Origin of the sequence: Enterobacter cloacae complex sp. 2024EL-00711, from assembly GCF_047529885.1 — a bacterium.
Taxonomy (GTDB): Bacteria; Pseudomonadota; Gammaproteobacteria; order Enterobacterales; family Enterobacteriaceae; genus Enterobacter; species Enterobacter ludwigii.
This window is the reverse complement of sequence record NZ_JBLIZC010000002.1, coordinates 686,228-703,290: the sequence shown is the minus strand read 5'-3', so window position 1 is coordinate 703,290 and position 17,063 is coordinate 686,228. Positions and strand designations below refer to the sequence as shown.

15 protein-coding genes and 2 pseudogenes are annotated in these 17,063 nt (G+C 50.4%); 2 read left to right on the top strand and 15 right to left on the bottom strand.

What is annotated here, in order from left to right:
- The first annotated feature begins 16 nt into the window (after positions 1-16).
- On the top strand, positions 17-1,111 hold the full coding sequence (gene ychF / locus ACMVME_RS09725; RefSeq protein WP_014170508.1) for a redox-regulated ATPase YchF: 1,095 nt from the start codon (positions 17-19) through the stop codon (positions 1,109-1,111).
- A 57-nt stretch (positions 1,112-1,168) separates the two neighbouring features.
- On the opposite strand, the gene ACMVME_RS09720 is transcribed toward ychF, so the two are convergent.
- The 3 genes and pseudogenes from ACMVME_RS09720 to ACMVME_RS09710 form a co-directional block, all read right to left on the bottom strand.
- Complete coding sequence (locus ACMVME_RS09720) at positions 1,169-1,642, bottom strand: hypothetical protein (RefSeq protein ID WP_047955741.1); 474 nt, start codon at positions 1,640-1,642, stop codon at positions 1,169-1,171.
- The gene (locus ACMVME_RS09715; protein ID WP_139108113.1) at positions 1,639-2,067 is read right to left on the bottom strand and encodes a type IV secretion protein Rhs; all 429 of its coding nucleotides are present in this window, start codon (positions 2,065-2,067) and stop codon (positions 1,639-1,641) included. The genes ACMVME_RS09720 and ACMVME_RS09715 overlap by 4 nt, the downstream gene beginning before the upstream one ends.
- A pseudogene (locus tag ACMVME_RS09710) lies at positions 2,061-2,811 on the bottom strand (type IV secretion protein Rhs); the annotation flags it as partial. The pseudogene ACMVME_RS09710 and the gene ACMVME_RS09715, both read right to left, overlap by 7 nt.
- On the opposite strand from ACMVME_RS09710, the pseudogene ACMVME_RS09705 reads away from it, so the two are divergent.
- Positions 2,807-2,889, top strand: a pseudogene (locus ACMVME_RS09705) (DUF933 domain-containing protein); the annotation flags it as partial. The pseudogenes ACMVME_RS09710 and ACMVME_RS09705 sit on opposite strands and share 5 nt — an antisense overlap.
- Positions 2,890-3,085: 196 nt before the next feature.
- Here ACMVME_RS09705 and ACMVME_RS09700 read toward each other — a convergent pair.
- From ACMVME_RS09700 to ACMVME_RS09645, 12 genes are all read right to left on the bottom strand, one after another.
- Positions 3,086-3,451, bottom strand: coding sequence for a hypothetical protein (locus tag ACMVME_RS09700; protein WP_072048406.1), 366 nt, complete (start codon positions 3,449-3,451; stop codon positions 3,086-3,088).
- Between the two features lie 16 nt (positions 3,452-3,467).
- The gene (locus ACMVME_RS09695) at positions 3,468-3,848 is read right to left on the bottom strand and encodes a hypothetical protein (RefSeq protein WP_068794710.1); all 381 of its coding nucleotides are present in this window, start codon (positions 3,846-3,848) and stop codon (positions 3,468-3,470) included.
- 445 nt (positions 3,849-4,293) lie between these two features.
- A complete protein-coding gene (locus ACMVME_RS09690) occupies positions 4,294-4,776 on the bottom strand; it encodes an SMI1/KNR4 family protein (protein ID WP_068794711.1) in 483 nt (160 codons plus the stop codon).
- Between the two features lie 89 nt (positions 4,777-4,865).
- On the bottom strand, positions 4,866-5,291 hold the full coding sequence (locus tag ACMVME_RS09685; RefSeq protein ID WP_068794890.1) for a tetratricopeptide repeat protein: 426 nt from the start codon (positions 5,289-5,291) through the stop codon (positions 4,866-4,868).
- A gap of 127 nt (positions 5,292-5,418) precedes the next feature.
- On the bottom strand, positions 5,419-5,982 hold the full coding sequence (locus ACMVME_RS09680; RefSeq protein WP_047744809.1) for a hypothetical protein: 564 nt from the start codon (positions 5,980-5,982) through the stop codon (positions 5,419-5,421).
- An 8-nt stretch (positions 5,983-5,990) separates the two neighbouring features.
- Positions 5,991-10,415, bottom strand: a complete 4,425-nt coding sequence (locus tag ACMVME_RS09675; protein ID WP_139108114.1) for an RHS repeat-associated core domain-containing protein — start codon at positions 10,413-10,415, stop codon at positions 5,991-5,993.
- A gap of 3 nt (positions 10,416-10,418) precedes the next feature.
- Positions 10,419-10,859: a DcrB-related protein gene (locus tag ACMVME_RS09670; protein WP_050736953.1), complete on the bottom strand. Its 441-nt coding sequence runs from the start codon at positions 10,857-10,859 to the stop codon at positions 10,419-10,421.
- A gap of 75 nt (positions 10,860-10,934) precedes the next feature.
- Entirely contained in the window at positions 10,935-12,857 is a 1,923-nt protein-coding gene (locus ACMVME_RS09665; protein WP_068794712.1) for a type VI secretion system Vgr family protein, read from the bottom strand.
- Positions 12,858-13,361: 504 nt separating this feature from the next.
- Positions 13,362-13,808, bottom strand: coding sequence for a hypothetical protein (locus ACMVME_RS09660; protein ID WP_068794713.1), 447 nt, complete (start codon positions 13,806-13,808; stop codon positions 13,362-13,364).
- Between the two features lie 230 nt (positions 13,809-14,038).
- Positions 14,039-14,488 carry a hypothetical protein gene (locus ACMVME_RS09655; protein WP_414743416.1) on the bottom strand — a complete coding sequence of 150 codons (450 nt, stop codon included), beginning with the start codon at positions 14,486-14,488 and terminating at the stop codon, positions 14,039-14,041.
- Between the two features lie 329 nt (positions 14,489-14,817).
- Complete coding sequence (locus tag ACMVME_RS09650) at positions 14,818-15,579, bottom strand: ankyrin repeat domain-containing protein (protein WP_074439206.1); 762 nt, start codon at positions 15,577-15,579, stop codon at positions 14,818-14,820.
- Entirely contained in the window at positions 15,576-17,042 is a 1,467-nt protein-coding gene (locus ACMVME_RS09645) for a hypothetical protein (protein ID WP_025203897.1), read from the bottom strand. The genes ACMVME_RS09650 and ACMVME_RS09645 overlap by 4 nt, the downstream gene beginning before the upstream one ends.
- Positions 17,043-17,063: the final 21 nt, after the last annotated feature.

Below are 17,063 nucleotides of genomic sequence, written 5' to 3'. Positions count from 1 at the left end.
TTAAGGTGATTTAGAAATGGGATTCAAATGCGGTATCGTCGGTCTGCCAAACGTGGGCAAATCCACCCTGTTCAACGCGCTCACCAAAGCAGGTATTGAAGCGGCGAACTTCCCGTTCTGTACCATCGAACCGAACACCGGCGTTGTGCCAATGCCCGATCCGCGTCTGGACCAGCTCGCGGAAATCGTGAAGCCGCAGCGCATTCTGCCGACCACCATGGAGTTCGTGGACATCGCGGGCCTGGTGAAAGGTGCATCCAAAGGCGAAGGCCTCGGTAACCAGTTCCTGACCAACATCCGTGAAACGGAAGCAATTGGTCACGTTGTGCGTTGCTTCGAGAACGACAACATCATCCACGTTAACAACAAAGTGGACCCGGCTGACGACATCGAGGTGATCAACACCGAGCTGGCACTGTCTGACCTCGACACCTGTGAACGCGCTATTCACCGCGTGCAGAAGAAAGCCAAAGGTGGCGACAAAGACGCGAAAGCAGAACTGGCTGCGCTGGAAAAATGTCTGCCACAGCTGGAAAACGCGGGCATGCTGCGCGCGCTGAAAAACCTGACGGAAGAAGACAAGGCGGCAATCAAATACCTGAGCTTCCTGACTCTGAAGCCAACTATGTACATTGCCAACGTTAACGAAGACGGTTTCGAGAACAACCCATACCTGGACAAAGTGCGTGAAATCGCGGCGGCTGAAGGTTCAGTGGTTGTAGCGGTTTGCGCTGCCGTGGAATCCGACATTGCAGAGTTGGACGACGCTGACCGTGACGAATTCATGGCCGAGCTGGGTCTGGAAGAGCCGGGCCTGAACCGCGTGATCCGCGCAGGCTATGAGCTGCTGAACCTGCAGACCTACTTCACCGCTGGCGTGAAAGAAGTGCGTGCGTGGACCATTCCTGTGGGTGCGACTGCGCCTCAGGCGGCCGGTAAGATCCACACCGACTTCGAGAAAGGCTTCATTCGTGCGCAGACTATCGCGTTTGAAGACTTTATCACCTACAAGGGTGAGCAAGGCGCGAAAGAAGCAGGCAAGATGCGTGCGGAAGGGAAAGATTACATCGTTAAAGATGGCGATGTGATGAACTTCCTGTTTAACGTTTGATTTATTTTGAATGAAAAAAATCCACGCTTTGGCGTGGATTTTTTTATTGCGAATCTATCAATAGATAACTAGTTTTCCCGCAGGCCAAGTTCCTGACCATCCACAAGGCATATGACCAGCTTCATAAACATTAATCAATCCGTTAAAAAAGAACGGCTCTCGTAGTAAAGAACTATACGCATCTTCAAGCAAGTAATTCACCAGATCCCATTTTAAGTTCTCAATCATTGAGCTTTTCTCAGACTCTGGGAAGATTATTTTTGGGATAATATCATTCTCCACCACTTTCTTAGCCTCTTTGACCAAAGAGTTCCAATATTGATAATTGTTAGTATGTTTCTTTGCGAGATAACCTGTTATTTCATTGCCTGCTTCCAATGTGGCACTTTCCCATTCATCGCTATTCAAGCCTTTTATAAATAAGCTAAGAGACTGAACCTGGATAACCCCAGGGAGGGTCGTCGCCACACCAAGATTAACAAACCAATTAATTTTGTTTAACCTGTCTATTGCTAACGGGGATATTTTCATGATTTAACCTGATTTATTCTTCCTGGGATCCCAGGTACGTTCATACCACCAAGCGCACCATGCTGTATTCGATTTTGAATACTATATCTGACTGCTTCTTTCACCTGATTTGCTGGTAAACCAGCAGCCTCCAGTGAATGCTTCAATGCCTGAGTATATTGGAGATTGGAAGACATTTCTCGGTATGAAGCTCCGCCTTTCCTAAATTGATTCCAAAACTGCTCTAAAGATTTATGAGCTTCATAATGTGGAGTACCTGGTTGAGTGAACGCATTACCTTCTAATTTTATCGCTGCTCCACTATTAGTAGGAATAATATCACGGAATGCAGCATCCTGATTTAAGTGATGTGATTGTCCAGGGCGTAAGTCATTTTTAAACTTCCATGAGGACCTAAAATCGGACCATCTTCCGTAGACTTGCATTTCAACCCCCACGGATCCACCCACCCCAGCGCATTCGGCGCATACTGGTAAAGGTATTGCCCCTGCATCCGCAGGTTCTGGGAATATCCTGATAACTGCGTCTCGCTTTCCCGCAACAGCTTGCCCCAGGCGCTGTTCACCGCTTCCCAGCGCACCTGCCCTTCGCTATCCGTCCGCTCCGGCTTGCCGGTCGGCTGTCCGCCCAGCATCTGGCGTCGCGTTTTGCTGATGCGTCGCCCGAGTGGATCGTAGCGGAAGCTGACCTGCGTCTGAGGTTTGTTGCGGTCCCGCGGCTGGCTGATGACTTCCGTCAGACACCGTCGTAGCGGTAGTGCCAGCGGGTCTGGCCGTTATCCTTCTCCACGGTGCGGCCGTGGACGTCATAATGCCAGCGAATGCCGTTCAGCTGCGTCAGGCGGTTGTGCGTGACCTTCTCAGTAGAACCTTCCAGCGGGTTACCGGCAGCATCCCAGCGCCACTGCTCCTGGCCAGGCAACGTGCCGTCCTGAACAAGCAAACGGCCCGGCGCTGTCGTATTGCCAGCGGTACCAGCTGAACGGGTTATCATCCCGCTCTTCCCGTACCAGGTTATTACGGTAATCGTAATCCCAGCGGCGATGCAGTCGGCCAAGACGGACAGGTGGTCAGCAGCCCCTGGGTGCGGCTGATCTCACGGTGAAGTTCGTCGCGGCTAAAATCTTAGACCGACAGCTTATTGAGAGCAGGATGAACAAGGCGCGAAGAAGCAGGCAAGATGCGTGCGGAAGGGAAAGATTACATTGTTAAAGATGGCGATGTGATGAACTCTTGTTTAACGTTTGATTTCCTTACGGGGTCAAAACACATTTTCCAGGAGTTCTGTCTTCATACTGGGTTCAAAAGGTATGATTTCAACAGTCGCAAGCTTTAGCGTCAGAAAAGGATCCTCGCATAAACACTCTTCAAGCGAGGCAAGACTCTCACATTAAGCGAGAATGACCCCACCGGTTATTGTTATCATTTTTTGGCACTGTCGAGCTTAATACGCAGGGCCCGATCGAGAAAACGCGTTACGCTTCATATCGTAGGAATAAAACCAATCATACCAGCCATTCTGTTGTACTGCATAACTACAGACGACGACCACTTCCTTTGAAAGATTGAATGTTAAGTAGTAGAAAATAGCGTCTTCAGGAGGTGCAGACGACAACAGCTTTTCGCCCCGAGCATTGAAAATTGTCAAAACGGTTGGTAATGGCTTTGGTTCGCTTAACGCAAAGACTAATTGTCGTGTTGAATCTATCATTGCACAGTCTAAAAATGGCAAAGTAATCAGTGTGTTACTTTCACCATGCGTCCATTCAAGCAGATCATTTTCTTTAATACAATTAAGATTTTCAATCATAGGTAAACCTAAAATTTCATTGTTTGATCTGTTTCAAGTCACCTTCAAAAAACCCCACAAGATATACACGGTACCGGGCTGGCTGAACTTCTTTATACGTAAAAACAGTTGAAAAGTCTTTTAAACAGTTTTGACATGTGTTTTTCGAAACATACAATTGGCTTTCATCATAGCTATATTTATTAGCTTCACTAAGATACTTCACACCTCTCATTTTCTTAACAAGAAAGCATTTTACCTCTTCGGTGAGCGAGTCAAAACCATATGAATTTACTATGGAATATATTATTACACCTTCGCATTCAGGGCATTCTAGTTCCTTTCCATACTCTATGAAATCATTGTCAATGCCATCTAGTACTAATAACTTCTTTTTCAGTCGATTTGTTATTTTCACTTTATCTAAACCTTTAACTCCATTAATAGACAGGTTAGGTGATAAGCAAATGGGGGGATTTTATTAATTGATAACTTCATTTAGTCAAACATTCCATTCGATATAAATTCCACAGTCGAAGCTTTTTTCATTAGACTGTACAACAATTCGTCCCCATTCATGATCCCATTGAATTCCATATGGAGGATTGTTAATTTCAAGCTTAGGGTTTGAGGTTATTTCATTTTCAACCTATTTTTCGTTTGAACACTAATTGGTCCTAAAAGGTAGTTACTATTTCTGAGAAATAACAAACTCATGACCAAAGATGGTAATTGTTAATTAAAGGGAAAAATACGTTGGATTTTTAGTTTTTAACTAGAACTTTATGGCTTGCTACAGAATTTCATAAAAATAGACTTCACAGCAGCAGAATTAAATAAGTCGCAAACTTATTAATTATTCTTTAAGGAAGACTCTCTTCTGTTACCAACCTCTCAACAAAGTTGGAGAATGAATTTATCAGATATCTTTGAAGTTTTATATGATTCTCTTGCATAGTCAAATCTTCATCAAAAGAATCTGTGGCAAAATATACAATTGAATAATTATCTAAATTCAGACAAAAGAAATTCCCTCCCCAATCATTTGCGAAAGGAAGCAGGTTCCTAGGAATCACTTCCCTATCCAACATGCTAATATAGCAACCGTCAATTAAAGACCTAGGATCATCATTTGTCTGAGTATTATAAACAAACGGTTTAAAACCTGCTACCTCTACTGGCTCAAAACCTTCATCACCGTCCCACCAACTTTTCTCAGGAGTGCCACCATTAAATTCCAGATAATGTAATACGAAATCATCCGGAAGGGTAATAGATAATTTACTTTCCGTTTTATAGATATCTGCACGTCCAATCTTTTTTTCACATTTTTTGAAGTTATTCATGAGATTAATAAAGTAGTAATCATACTCCTTAAGCAATTATATGGAACATATTTATTCAAGCCACCTTAAAAAGGTAAATAGCGATGTACTCATGTTCCTTTGCGCAAATAAAATTCAATGTATTTTATAGGTCTATCCTGAAACGCACGCTCTTTGCCGTAGTGATAAGCATCGTTAAAATATTTATACGCTTCCTCAAATTGGTTCAGCTCATAACAGACCATGCCGAGATCGATTAAGGGTGCAGTGTCTACATCCGATCCACATGTACGTAATGTCGTCTCACCCCATGTCTTTGCCTCAGCATAATCCGCCAGATCAAAATATGCGCTGTACATGCATGCAGAGATCCAGTTGGCAATTTCCCATTCGAGCTTCGGCTCAGGAAGAGCTTGCCAGGCTTTTTGGTATTGCTCTAAAGCCTCAGTATATTTTTTATCATCATGAAACTCGTTTCCTTTTCCTATAAGAGATGTAACTCTTTTTTCATCAAATTTATCGCAACCCATTTCCATGTGTTTATTGATTGTGAATCGCAAAGAACCCTCCTCACCAATATAAAAGCTGACATGAGCCATGAATACTTTTTGAAGCAAGAAGGCCTCTAGGAAAATGCAATTTTTAATATTAAAAAATAAAAGATTAACCAAAAAAGAATTGCTTAAACCCTTCTACCTCAACATCCTTTAGTTTGCTTTTAAGCATAAAATCGACATCTTCCAGAAAATCCTCTCTGAAATTAAAATCATCATCTGTTCCATCACCATCATATTTACTTTGCTCTATCTCAATGGCAGAACAAAAAACATCCAAAAAGTCAGCTAAGGAACCGGAAATGATAAAGTTTCGTTTTTGAATACTACCATAAACAGGAGATGTTATATTTCGGGTGTCACAAAAAAGAACGTCACCATTTCTTTCAGCAAAGATTATATATTCATCGTGCCAAGCCGTATCGTTTTGAACTCGCCAACCTGATAATATTTCATTGAGATCTTGGGACTCAATGACCTGTAAATAGAAGGTACCATCAAAGGTTGGTCGGTCATTTAAAATCAAATGACGATAAAAAAACTGAAGCTCCCCATTTAAATTCACGGGAAAAGAAGTTTCAATTTCATCGTCTGTATAGTCTATATCTCCCATATTCAAATCATTCATTTTGAATTTGATAACAAGATCTTGGACTGCATTTTTTATATTCATCTTTCCCCCTATAATTGCTTACATCGTTGTCTGGATTTTAGTGTTCTTTCTCTATCGATTAAGCGCCCACGCGTCGAGTTCTTAGTATTCCCTCTATGTCCTTGATCACCATGGACATGCTCATTGAACTTGTCGGGATGGTTATGATTTTTCAAGAAAACAATGTTCCTCGGATCACCTTGCCATTTAGAACCAAGTGTACCATTGCCTTCTACCGAATTGATATGATGTCCAGTATAGCCTGCCCGTGACATCACAGAGGTAAGGCTCTTGTTGGGAGTCTTCAAAATTAAATCCCTCTCTTGCGCTGTCCAATTCCTTGTGCCAACTCCACCATTCTGCAGTAAGGCTTTTTCTTGCACCCATGCCCTAGAAATAGCAGAACTTCTAGCTCCACCTTGAGCAGAAAGAGAATCATGTGGGCGGTAACGAATGAGATCGTCAGGGGTCAACCCCCACGGATCCACCCACCCCAGCGCATTCGGCGCATACTGGTAAAGGTTTATCCCCCCCGCCAGCCCTATCGGGTCCTGCTGCGTAAACCGCCCGCAGTCCGGGTCGTAATACCGGAACAGATTGTAGTGCAGCCCTGTCTCACGGTCCAGGTATTGCCCCTGCATCCGCAGGTTCTGAGAATATCCTGATACTTGCGTCTCGCTTTCCCGCAGCAGCTTGCCCCAGGCGCTGTTCACCCCTTCCCAGCGCACCTGCCCTTCGATATCCGTCATCCGCTCCGGCGTGCCGTTCGGCTGACAGTGGAACCAGAAGATCTCCGGGGCATCTACGCCATCAATGCGTGCCAGCGGGTCGTAGCTGTCCTGATCGCTGTAGACGTAGGTCAGTGGCACGTCCCCGTGCACTTCCTGCAGCAGACGGAACCCTTCCCAGACAAACCGGGTGGTGACCGGCTTGCCGGTTGGCTGTCCGCCCAGCATGTGGCGACGCGTTTTGCTGATGCGTCGCCCAAGCGGATCGTAGCGGAAGCTGACCTGCGTCTGCGGTTTGTTACGGTCCCGCGGCTGGCTGATGACTTCCGTCAGACGGTGCTCACCGTCGTAGCGGTAGTGCCAGCGGGTCTGGCCATTATCTTTCTCCACGGTGCGGCCGTGGATATCATAGCGCCAGCGAATGCCGTTCAGCTGCGTCAGGCGGTTGTGCGTGACCTTCTCAGCAGAACCTTCCAGCGGGTTACCGGCAGCATCCCAGCGCCACTGTTCCTGGCCGGGCAGCGTGCCGTCCTGAATCAGCAGACGCCCGGCGCTGTCGTACTGCCAGCGGTACCAGCTGAACGGGTTATCGTCCCGCTCTTCCCGCACCAGGTTATTGCGGTAGTCGTAATCCCAGCGGCGGGACCAGCGGCGCGGCGACGGGCGCTGGGCATTGCCGGTAAAGACGTCCCGGCGATGCAGTCGCCCAAGACGATCGTATTCGCTACGGGTGGTCAGCAGCCCCTGAGTGCGGCTGGTCTCCCGGTGGAGTTCATCGCGGGTAAAATCGGAGACCGACAGCTTATCGAGAGCAATGCTGAGCAGATGCCCGCTGCCGTAGTAAAACTGCTTCAGCTCGCGGCCATCGGGCAGCGTGACGGAGGTGCGGTTGCCGAGAGCATCATACTCCCATGTCAGCTCACCGTGCTCGCCCACTTCACGCGTGACACGCCCCAGGGCGTCATAGTCAAAGGCAAGTTCCTGTTCTGCCTCTGCACTCCAGGCGTCAACGGAAAGTGCCGGATGAAGTCCAATACGACTCAGCAAACCTGACGGTGTGTAGTGATAACGGGTCTGCCCTTCCGGCGTGGTGCGGGCAACCAGTTGGCCACTGGCGCTCCAGGCGAAGGCATGGGTGATGGCTTCCGGATGACCGGCGGCAAACGTGCGCGCTATCGTACGCCCGCATGCGTCATAGCGATACTGTGAGGCCACGCCATCGAGCCCCACCTCTTCCAGCAGCAGCGAGTCCGCGCCCCAGCGGAACTGGTACGCTTCGCCGTTTTCATTTTCCAGGGCAATCAGTCGCCCGCGGCTGTCCCAGCGGCGACGGACCTCTTCACCCTGAGTATTACGCGTAGCGGTTAATCGTCCTGCCTCGTCGTATTTAAACTCACTTTCTTTGCCATCAGCGCCCGCATGCGTCACCGGCAGGCCGCGTTCGTTCCATGCGAGCGACTCTGTCCAGCCTTCCGGTCGATCGAGTTGCACCGGACGCCCTGCGGCATCGTAGCGATAGCGCGTCTCTTCGCCGTCAGCGCCGATCTCAGTCGTTAACCAGCCCAGCGGATGATAGGTATAGCGGGTTATACGTCCTGAACAGTCTGTGGCACGAATGACCTTCCCGGCCTCGTTGTACTCCTGGTAGCGACTGTTTCCCGCGGCATCAACTTCTTCAACGACCTGACCAAACTCGTCCCGGCGCAGCAATGTTGTCTGCCCCATCGGGTCTACCACACGCTTCAGCCCGTGATGTTCGTCGTACCAGAAACGGGTCGCACTGCCGTCGGCTTCAATGATGGCTGACGGCAGCGCGCGGTGTTCCAGCCAGGTGGTGGTGCGGGTATTGCCGTCGGCGTCGATTTCCTGCACCCGGTTGCCCATTTCGTCGTAGACGAAGGTGACGGCGTTACCGAGCGGATCGATGCGACGGGTCAGAAGTTCGTTGTCATCCCACTCATAGCGCCAGTTTTCACCGCGCTCGTCAACGTAACGGACAATCAGATTTTGCGCGTTCCAGTAGTGCTTACGCGTCTGGCCATCGTAGTGCTCGACGGTCGTCAACCCGGCGGCTAAATCGTAGGTGAAGCGGCAGCCGTCGCCGGTGCTGGTACGGTTTTCCACGACGCGCCAGTGGTCGAATTTTTGCCAGCGGTATTCGCTCTCCAGCCCGCCCGGCAGTCGGTGCCAGACCATCAGGCCGTGGTCGTTATAGCGGTATTCACGCGTCACTACGCCAGAGGCATCCGTCACGCTCGCCAGCTGGCCGCGCGCATCGTAACCCCATTGCATCAGCGGCCAGGTACGGTTGCCGTCAAAATGGCTGGCAGAGGTGGCGCGCTGCGGGAAACGCTCATCTTCATAGCGCAGGGTGACATCAATCGCCCGTGGCTCATCGTGAAGATTGACCAGCCTGCCGTGTTCATCCCACTCCGTCAGCAGCGCGTTACCGTATTCGTCGCTGAGGGAGGCCAGACGCAGGATGGTGGGATTCGCCCGGGTCGGTTTATACAGACGCCATACCGCGCCGTCATCGTCGGCAATCGCCACGTCGCCGCTCTCATTGCGGCGGATGATGATGCCTTCGCTGATGCTGTAAAACGCGCGATCGACGGGCGGCAGCTCAAAGCTTAGCTCACGACCGGTTTCGTCGAACCAGGTCGCGTTGTTCTCTTCGAGCGTCAGATAGCTGTCAAAGGTTGTCGCCCAACCCAGACCAAACAGCCCTTCACGGGTGGTCAGGCTGTTGTAGCTGCGCTGCCAGCGCAGCGGGAAGCGCCCCGGCAACGAGAAATCGAGTTCATCGTCATCATTCAGCACCTTCACGCCGGTTGCAGCATGTACCGGGTGCGAGGAGCCAAACACAGCATTAACGGCCATATCGGCCAGCATGCCACCGCCGGCTGCCGCCAGTGCACAGGGCATATTTTTCAGGATTTTACCCGGACGTCCGCGCAGCAGGGAGAGCGCAATCATCCCCAGCGCCAGACCCGGCGTTTTACCGCTTTTGATATCGCGGACCGTGAGCGTGTCCCCGCCGATGATCACATTCGGGGAGACATCGTCGGAAACGGTGCCCTCGCAGGTGGTGCGATCTTTTGCACGTACCGCGGGCTGCCCGTTAATGAAGACGCTTTTAGAGCCTTCCGCCAGATACTGCGGCCCGGAGTGCTTTTCGCACGCCACCTTGTCTTCTTCCAGCGGCGAGGTTCCCGCGGCGGCAGAAGCCACGCTCGGCTGCCACATCTCGCTGCCAAACTGTCCAGCGGCGGAAAGCAGCATGCCGGCATAATCGGCAAAGCTGACCGGAGACTGTGGTTCAGGTGACGGTGTGTCGGCGGGCGTCAGCGTCCCGGCCGCTCGTGCAGCGGGAATCGCGTTCGTCAGAACGTTATCAGACCCGGTGGTAATTTTGCCCGCTGGCGACGGCGGGAACAGCGCGTTGCCTAAGCCTTCGGCGGCGTTGCTGATATCGTCAGTTATACCTGCCACGTTTGCCAGTACGCCGCCAATGATCCCACTTAACAGACAGCTGGATCCAATAGCCGCCACGCCCGCGGCGGCGGCACCCGCCCCCAGCAGCGGAGCAGCAACGGTTGCCGCCGCGCCTACGGCAGCGCCGATAACGGCATAGGCCGCACCTTCCGCCACAATACTGGTGATATCCGCAAAAATGCTGGAGTGAATGATCTCGTCGCCCTGACGGGCCGCGTTGTTATCGCTCATGCCTTACACATTCCGGTTGTCGTTTAGCGTCAGACTCTGCTTAAGCGCGCTCCAGCGCCCCTCATCCTCTGCGGTGAATGCTCTGAGCGCCGAGAGGGTAAAAATCATCAACACCGGCTTGCCCGGCGTTTGTACGGCCAGCTGTTTTTGCCAAATGCGCTGTCCGTTACTGTCAAAAGTCGTCTCGACTTCCAGCGCGTTAATTTTTCCGTCAGGCCCGACCTTTACGCCCTGGAATGCGCTTTGGGCAATCTCGCCCATCTGCGGACGTAGTAGTTCCCACTGGCGGTGAAACTCTTTCTCATAGTCGCTGCCATCCGGAATAACGCCGCGACTGACCACCACGGACAACCCGCTTTCGTCGTCGCGAATAATGTTCATACTGTTATCCTGCCACGCGGCAGGAAAAAGGGAGAAGGAACCTTCCTGGAGGGTATATTTCATCGCTGAACTCGTGTCTCAAATTGCTGAAGGGATTTACATGCCGCCATAGACAACCCGGCGGCAGACTGAAAACGGTTACTCTTCCGGCGTCGTAAATTTCTCCTGCACCGCCGCATCAATATCCCCTTTATGCCCGGAACCCGGCGCCGTGGTGCCCGGTTGTGTGCCAGACGTATTCAGGTGCAGCTTACCGCCGGTGGTGATATGACCATCCCCTTCAACGAAGAAATTAAACTCTTTGCCGATGAGGTTAATCTTGCCGTTAGCGTTCAGTTCAATTGCGCTTTCACCAGAGACCAGCCGTAGCTTCGTACCGGAAGCAATGACATATTGCTCCACCGCCGCATCCAGCTTGCCTTTGCCCGTCAGGATCTCTGTTCCGCCTTTCACCGCCTGGATCTGATTCGCTTCCACCCGATGCAGCTCATTTTTCTTCACATAATGGCTGCGCTCGCCACCGACGCTGTGCGTTTCATCGTTCTTAATGCTGGTGTCCATGTTGCGCTCAGCCTGGATCCACACCTGCTCTGCGCCCGCCTTGTCCTCAAAGCGCAGGGCATTGGCATTATCCACGGAGCCATCCTTCGTGCGGCTCATAAAACCCATCTGCGTGGCCGCCGCCGGCAGCGCCCACGGCGGCATGCTTGCTTCGTTATACACCCGCCCGGTGATAATCGGACGGTCCGGGTCACCGTTGATAAAGTCCACCACCACCTCATCGCCGACCCGCGGAATTTGCACCCCGCCGTACCCCTGACCCGCCCAGGCGCTCGACACACGCACCCAGCAGGAGCTGGTGTCATCCCCCTTCGCCAGACGGTCCCAGTGGAATTTCACCTTCACGCGGCCATATTTGTCCGTCCAGATACTCTCCCCGTTTGGTCCCACAACCTTTGCCGTCTGCGGGCCGTAGGTGCGCGGCCACGCCGTGCTCTGCGCCGGACGGTATGACACCGACGCCGGGATGACCGCGAAATCAGTGCGGTGAAGGGTTTCCCCCTCGCCGCTCGCGTAGCGGTTCTCCTCGAAATGGTAACCCGCCGCCGTGACCAGATAGTCACCGTTATCACTGAAGAACGGGGCGTTAGTCAGGGTGAAGGTGTGTCCCGGTGCAATACCCGCGGCCGTGGCCGTCGCCTGAATCTGCTGGTGCTCCACCTGCCAGCGCTCCTGACGGATACGGGCGTAGAACTCCGCATGCCCGGTCTCAACAAACCGTCCCGGCCAGTCGTACACGTCGATACTGCCCGGTTTCGGTGACGCCGGGTTCTGCTGCGCCTGGAACAGCCACGCGTTCGGCTTGCGGAAGTCGTAGTCATCGAGGCTGTAAATCCCCGGGGTGACGCTGTCCTCCAGCGCCCACTGGCTGATGCCTTCTTCATCCGTACTGCCGCCTGACGGCGTCTGGTGGTAAGGAATGACTTCGTAGCCGCTGAACGGCTGGTGCTGCGTGGCGGCGTCGGTGAGCACCAGCGTGTGCTTGTCCGCCTCGTGGCTGAAGTGATACGCAATCCCCTCCAGCTCCATCAGACGGCTGATGAAGTCCAGGCTCGACTCCTGATACTGCACGCAGTAGTCCCACACCCTGTAGCTCCCGGTGAGCTTATCTTCTACGTTAACCTGATGTTCACCCAGCAGGGTTTTCACAATCTGCGGCACCGTCTGACCCTGGAAGATACGCAGGTTACGGTCGCGCTTCATCGGCCACAGGTCCGGCTCCACCGTCAGCTGGTACACCGCATAGCGGGTGCCCGTCAGCTCGACGGCACTCACCGCCACGCGGGTGATTTTTCCATTGATATAGCGGGGCGCCAGCAGGCTCTGCGTCGGGATGGTCACCGTGACCGGCTGACCCAGCAGTTTGCTGCGGTCAATGCGCGCATCCGTGCCAAGCAGGGTCAGCGTCAGGGCGAACGACTCGGACATCGCCTCGCGACCTGTGAGTTTCCAGAACAGAAGCCCCTCCACCGGGAGCTGAACGGTAATTCGGTTGAGCATAATCTTTATTCCGTAATGGTTTTATGCTGGAGAAGATAATAAAAAACGGATAAATGAAAAAAGTCATTTACTATTACATGTAACCAGGCAGATGAAAAATCACCTGGGGAAATTGTCGAGGAACCTATCATTTAATATGGAACAATTAATTAACTAATTAAAAATACACCCTACGCATGGCACCATACTTTCCCCATGCTAAAAATAAATCATTGATATAATGCACACATCTCTTCCGCAGCGATGAAATTTCCCCAGCACGTCCACAGTGTTACTCCCGGAGATGGATAACCCCTCTCATTCGTCAAGCCGACTTCAGTAATGTGTGGTGGAGTCAAATCTGCTGGCTTAACACGCATGGGCAATATCACCTGGTAATGAAGTATTACCTTGTCAGTTATGGTGTACAGCCATTTCCAGTCGTTCGCCTCAAGATCTTCGTTACTGGTAGCGGAGGCTATGGGAAACGGATAGTTGTTCTAAGTGTTTATAATGTCTCTTCACTTAGGCTGCGGAGGCTAGCCAGATACCATAGAATATAAGAATGCAACCAAATGATGACAGGCATTTCGCCAGCAAAAGCAATCCAGGGCTATATCTGTTTGCCAGCGATGACAAAATCGAATAATTTTGCTCCGTGTTATATCGCTGATAAAAACGCATTATAGTTTCAAATATTGTGCAAATCATAATGACGAAAAACTTAGCCAATAACAGTGTGACAAACGAAGGCGGAATAACGATTAGTACCAACTCACCATCTTCTTTTGTCATCGAGGGGAAAATTCCCCGCAATCCGATCAACACGAAAACCAGAATAAAAGTGCCGACTAAAATAAAAGATAATTTTACGAAAAAAACTACCCATTCTTTTTTATTAAAATTATCTTTGCCATTCCAGATATAGGTAAGAGCGACCAATGAAAAAATAATAAACCCGAGAAACTTCATTGAATCCGATGCTCCTTATTCGCTCGCCCGACTATGACAGTCACACACTAACAATTGGCGCCACGGCGGGTTGCGTGAGGATGATCACCGTAACCATTTAACCGAGCTGCCTGCTGTGGTCAATGCACGCATCCGTATCGGGTCGGGTCAAGGGCATGACGCAAAGCGGAGACGTGGTTGCGATAACAGTAGAAACAACGGTATCCGTTATGCAACCTTAATCATTGTGCTTACTTTAGCCAAAGACCCGAAAACATAAGGGCGCTTCCGAGGGAAATTAAGCTTTTAGCAACGATAAGTAAGCCAGGCGCGACGATGCGTGATATAGACGATATTTTTTCATAATTTTCCACATTGTAGCTTTTGTGCCCCCTCAGAATCCCCGAGAAAACAGTACAGAGCAGCACAACTGTGACCTTTAAACCCCATACGCACAGAAAAGACATAGAAAAAATGATCGAATATTGTTTGGCCGTTGCGATAGAAAACAATGACATCGACTGAGAAAGCCATTTAAACGTAAAGCCAATGACAACTGTGGTTACTAACACCAGAACCAACATCATCCCCGCCAGGAGCCACTTTTTCTTGTTAAAAAAATCTTTTCCATTCCAGATAAGCGCTAGTGTCCAAATCATAAAGAAAATAAAGAAAAACCAATGCATTACAATATTTCCCATTTATCCTCTTTAATCTTTTGTCTAAAGGGCAACACACTCAGCAATAACCATTAATCCCGCCATCTGCCTGAGCGGAAATTACGGCCAGCTCAACCCTCACTATCCAAATATGAAAACAATTACAAGAAAGTATCTTCAGGAGCCCTGTCGAATAATTCACCTGCCATTCTGGCGATACGTTCGTGTTGTACCTAAATCAGAGTGCAGATCAATCATTATAATTCCTTATACGTAAGCGCATTTTTACTACCAGAATCAACACGCTCAGTAACCTCAAATTTGGTCCCTGGCTCGAAAAGCACTCTGTTGTTTTAATGGAGATTAAATAATTATTTAGAGGGTTGAGGAGGCCATTTACCCCCCTTCTGGATGAGTTTCTCTTTTATCTCGTTTAATTTTTCGTATTGCTCACTGCCTTGTTCAAGCCCACTCAGCGCATCCGCAAGCGCATTGCTCATCGACCAGCCATTTTTAGCCTTAATTGACGGATCCGCGCCACGATCGAGCAGTAATAAAACATGATCGTATGACTGATTATCCAACGCATCAAACACCAGCGTTTTACCCAGTGAATTGGTTGAATTTACGTCAGCACCACTATTGAGCATTGCTTCCAGCGTCTCTGTATTTTTCGCTTTAATCGACTGGAAGATGATTGGTTCGTGGAAAACTTTATCTTTCACATTGGGTGAAAGACCACCGTCCAGCATCGCGTTGATCCAGTCAGCACTGTCCCCCTTCAGGGCGAATTCAGCAGGACTGCTTTTTCCCTGGGGTCGAGGCTGGAGCGGATCTGCGCCAGCCTTAACAAGCAACGTAATGATCTGCAAATGGGGTAATGTTTTTTTATCATTAATTGCGTTGCCCAGGGCCCAGAAAAGCAGGGTCATATCCTGCTTTCCGGGTTTGTTAAGGTCGCTGTCTGGTGCAAGCGTCTTCACCACATCGACATTGCCTTCTTCAATCGATTTCGCCAGTTCAAGCTGCTGACCGCTGAAGTAATCCTGTGGATTGAGTTCCATATCCTGCTTACACCCCTGAATCATGATTAAAAAACATAACGCCACGAAAGCCATCAAACGTTTTTTCACAACCGACTCCCGATTATCGAAATATCCTCATCCTTCTGTTGCTCAATGCAATCAATCGCCTGATTAATCCCATGGCGATCCAGCGCGCTTCCGGTTCCACCAGCAAGATCGTGGGGTATTCCCGCAGCATTAGGACTCAGCGCAGATATTTCCTCTTTGAGGATCCACGAAGGGACATGCCCTTTCATCATTTTCAGATCTTCCCAAGGGTTAACTTCCTGAATCCTGGTCAGCAGTTCACCATCAACACGATACGCCTGGATATTATCCGTACTGCCTAATATCTTGCCGCCGTATTTTTCTACCGTACCGGCGTTAAGGCCCGAGGCATTGAATGTCCATCCCGCTTTCCCACTAGCCATGGAGGTTGCAGAGGCCAGCCCGCCACCCAGCGAATGTCCGGCAATATCAATATTCTGACCTGACCTTGCCAGCTCCTTACCGATACTCACAGCCTTTTTATAATACTCTGAAGCCATCCCCATACCCTGGGAAAAGTTATTCGACCAGTCAGCACCGTTTTGTACCGGAGCCAGTTCCCCTTTTGTCACCAAGGAGTAAACATTATCAGAGAATGATGCAAAGCCCGGCTCACGCGACCCACGGAACACCACAGTAGGGTTCATATCAGTACCGAACACTTCCGGCTTCGGTTGATAGACACGCGCCAGAAAATTGGGAGAAGTGTCATCGTCAAAGAGCATCGATTTGTTCAAACCATACTTGCCCAGTAGCGCGTCATCATTACTGATATCCTTCCAGCCCTCTGGCACCCCCGGCGTTGTCTCCAGCGGATTCACTGTCTTATAAACATTCTCAGCAAGCTTCGCTTTCTCCACCGCAATATTATTCGCCGCCAGTCGTTTAGCGGCGATCTGCGCATCCGGGTAAAGGCTGTTGCTGCCCTTCGCGATCAGATCCTTACGCGCCTGCCAGCGTTCCGCCTTGGTCATCTGCTGTAGCTGCGAAGCATAGGTTTTACCGTCTTTGCCCGGCGTGGCCTCATCCGGCACCTGTGCCGCTTTGGATTTCACCACCTGCTTCGGCAGTACCGTCGGCGCAGGACGGGCACCGTAGGTTCGCACCATGGTTTCGTAGCGATCGACGATTGTGCTTACCGGATACCAGCCCAGACCGGTAAGCGAGGCCGCCTGCAGTCGGCCATCGGCATTGATATAAAATATCTCCGTTACCGATGACCAGTTACGGAAACTCTCGTCGATGGCAACGATCCTGCCGATATCGAGATCCTGCACGATCAGCTTACGGGTATCGCGTCCTGACTGATAGGGATTCGCCCCGGTGATGGAATGCAGCAAATCGTAACGCGTAAACAGCGAGCGCAGCGAATTGTCGGGAACTGACATTATCCACTGCCCGGCTACGGACGGGCGGATAATTTTCGCGAAAAGCGCTGGCGAGACATTCTCGCTGAAAAGATAGACAAACTTGAGGTTATACATTCGCTCCGTCCTGTTACCAGT

Bases quoted from the DNA above. Each gene is read 5' to 3' on its own strand.
- ACMVME_RS09655 (WP_414743416.1), bottom strand. From the start codon at position 14,488: ATGGGAAATATTGTAATGCATTGGTTTTTCTTTATTTTCTTTATGATT.
- ACMVME_RS09670 (WP_050736953.1), bottom strand. From the start codon at position 10,859: ATGAAATATACCCTCCAGGAAGGTTCCTTCTCCCTTTTTCCTGCCGCG.
- ACMVME_RS09645 (WP_025203897.1), bottom strand. From the start codon at position 17,042: ATGTATAACCTCAAGTTTGTCTATCTTTTCAGCGAGAATGTCTCGCCA.
- ACMVME_RS09690 (WP_068794711.1), bottom strand. From the start codon at position 4,776: ATGAATAACTTCAAAAAATGTGAAAAAAAGATTGGACGTGCAGATATC.
- ACMVME_RS09720 (WP_047955741.1), bottom strand. From the start codon at position 1,642: ATGAAAATATCCCCGTTAGCAATAGACAGGTTAAACAAAATTAATTGG.
- ACMVME_RS09715 (WP_139108113.1), bottom strand. From the start codon at position 2,067: ATGCAAGTCTACGGAAGATGGTCCGATTTTAGGTCCTCATGGAAGTTT.
- ACMVME_RS09680 (WP_047744809.1), bottom strand. From the start codon at position 5,982: ATGAATATAAAAAATGCAGTCCAAGATCTTGTTATCAAATTCAAAATG.
- ACMVME_RS09700 (WP_072048406.1), bottom strand. From the start codon at position 3,451: ATGATTGAAAATCTTAATTGTATTAAAGAAAATGATCTGCTTGAATGG.
- ACMVME_RS09660 (WP_068794713.1), bottom strand. From the start codon at position 13,808: ATGAAGTTTCTCGGGTTTATTATTTTTTCATTGGTCGCTCTTACCTAT.
- ACMVME_RS09665 (WP_068794712.1), bottom strand. From the start codon at position 12,857: ATGCTCAACCGAATTACCGTTCAGCTCCCGGTGGAGGGGCTTCTGTTC.
- ychF (WP_014170508.1), top strand. From the start codon at position 17: ATGGGATTCAAATGCGGTATCGTCGGTCTGCCAAACGTGGGCAAATCC.
- ACMVME_RS09685 (WP_068794890.1), bottom strand. From the start codon at position 5,291: ATGGAAATGGGTTGCGATAAATTTGATGAAAAAAGAGTTACATCTCTT.
- ACMVME_RS09675 (WP_139108114.1), bottom strand. From the start codon at position 10,415: ATGAGCGATAACAACGCGGCCCGTCAGGGCGACGAGATCATTCACTCC.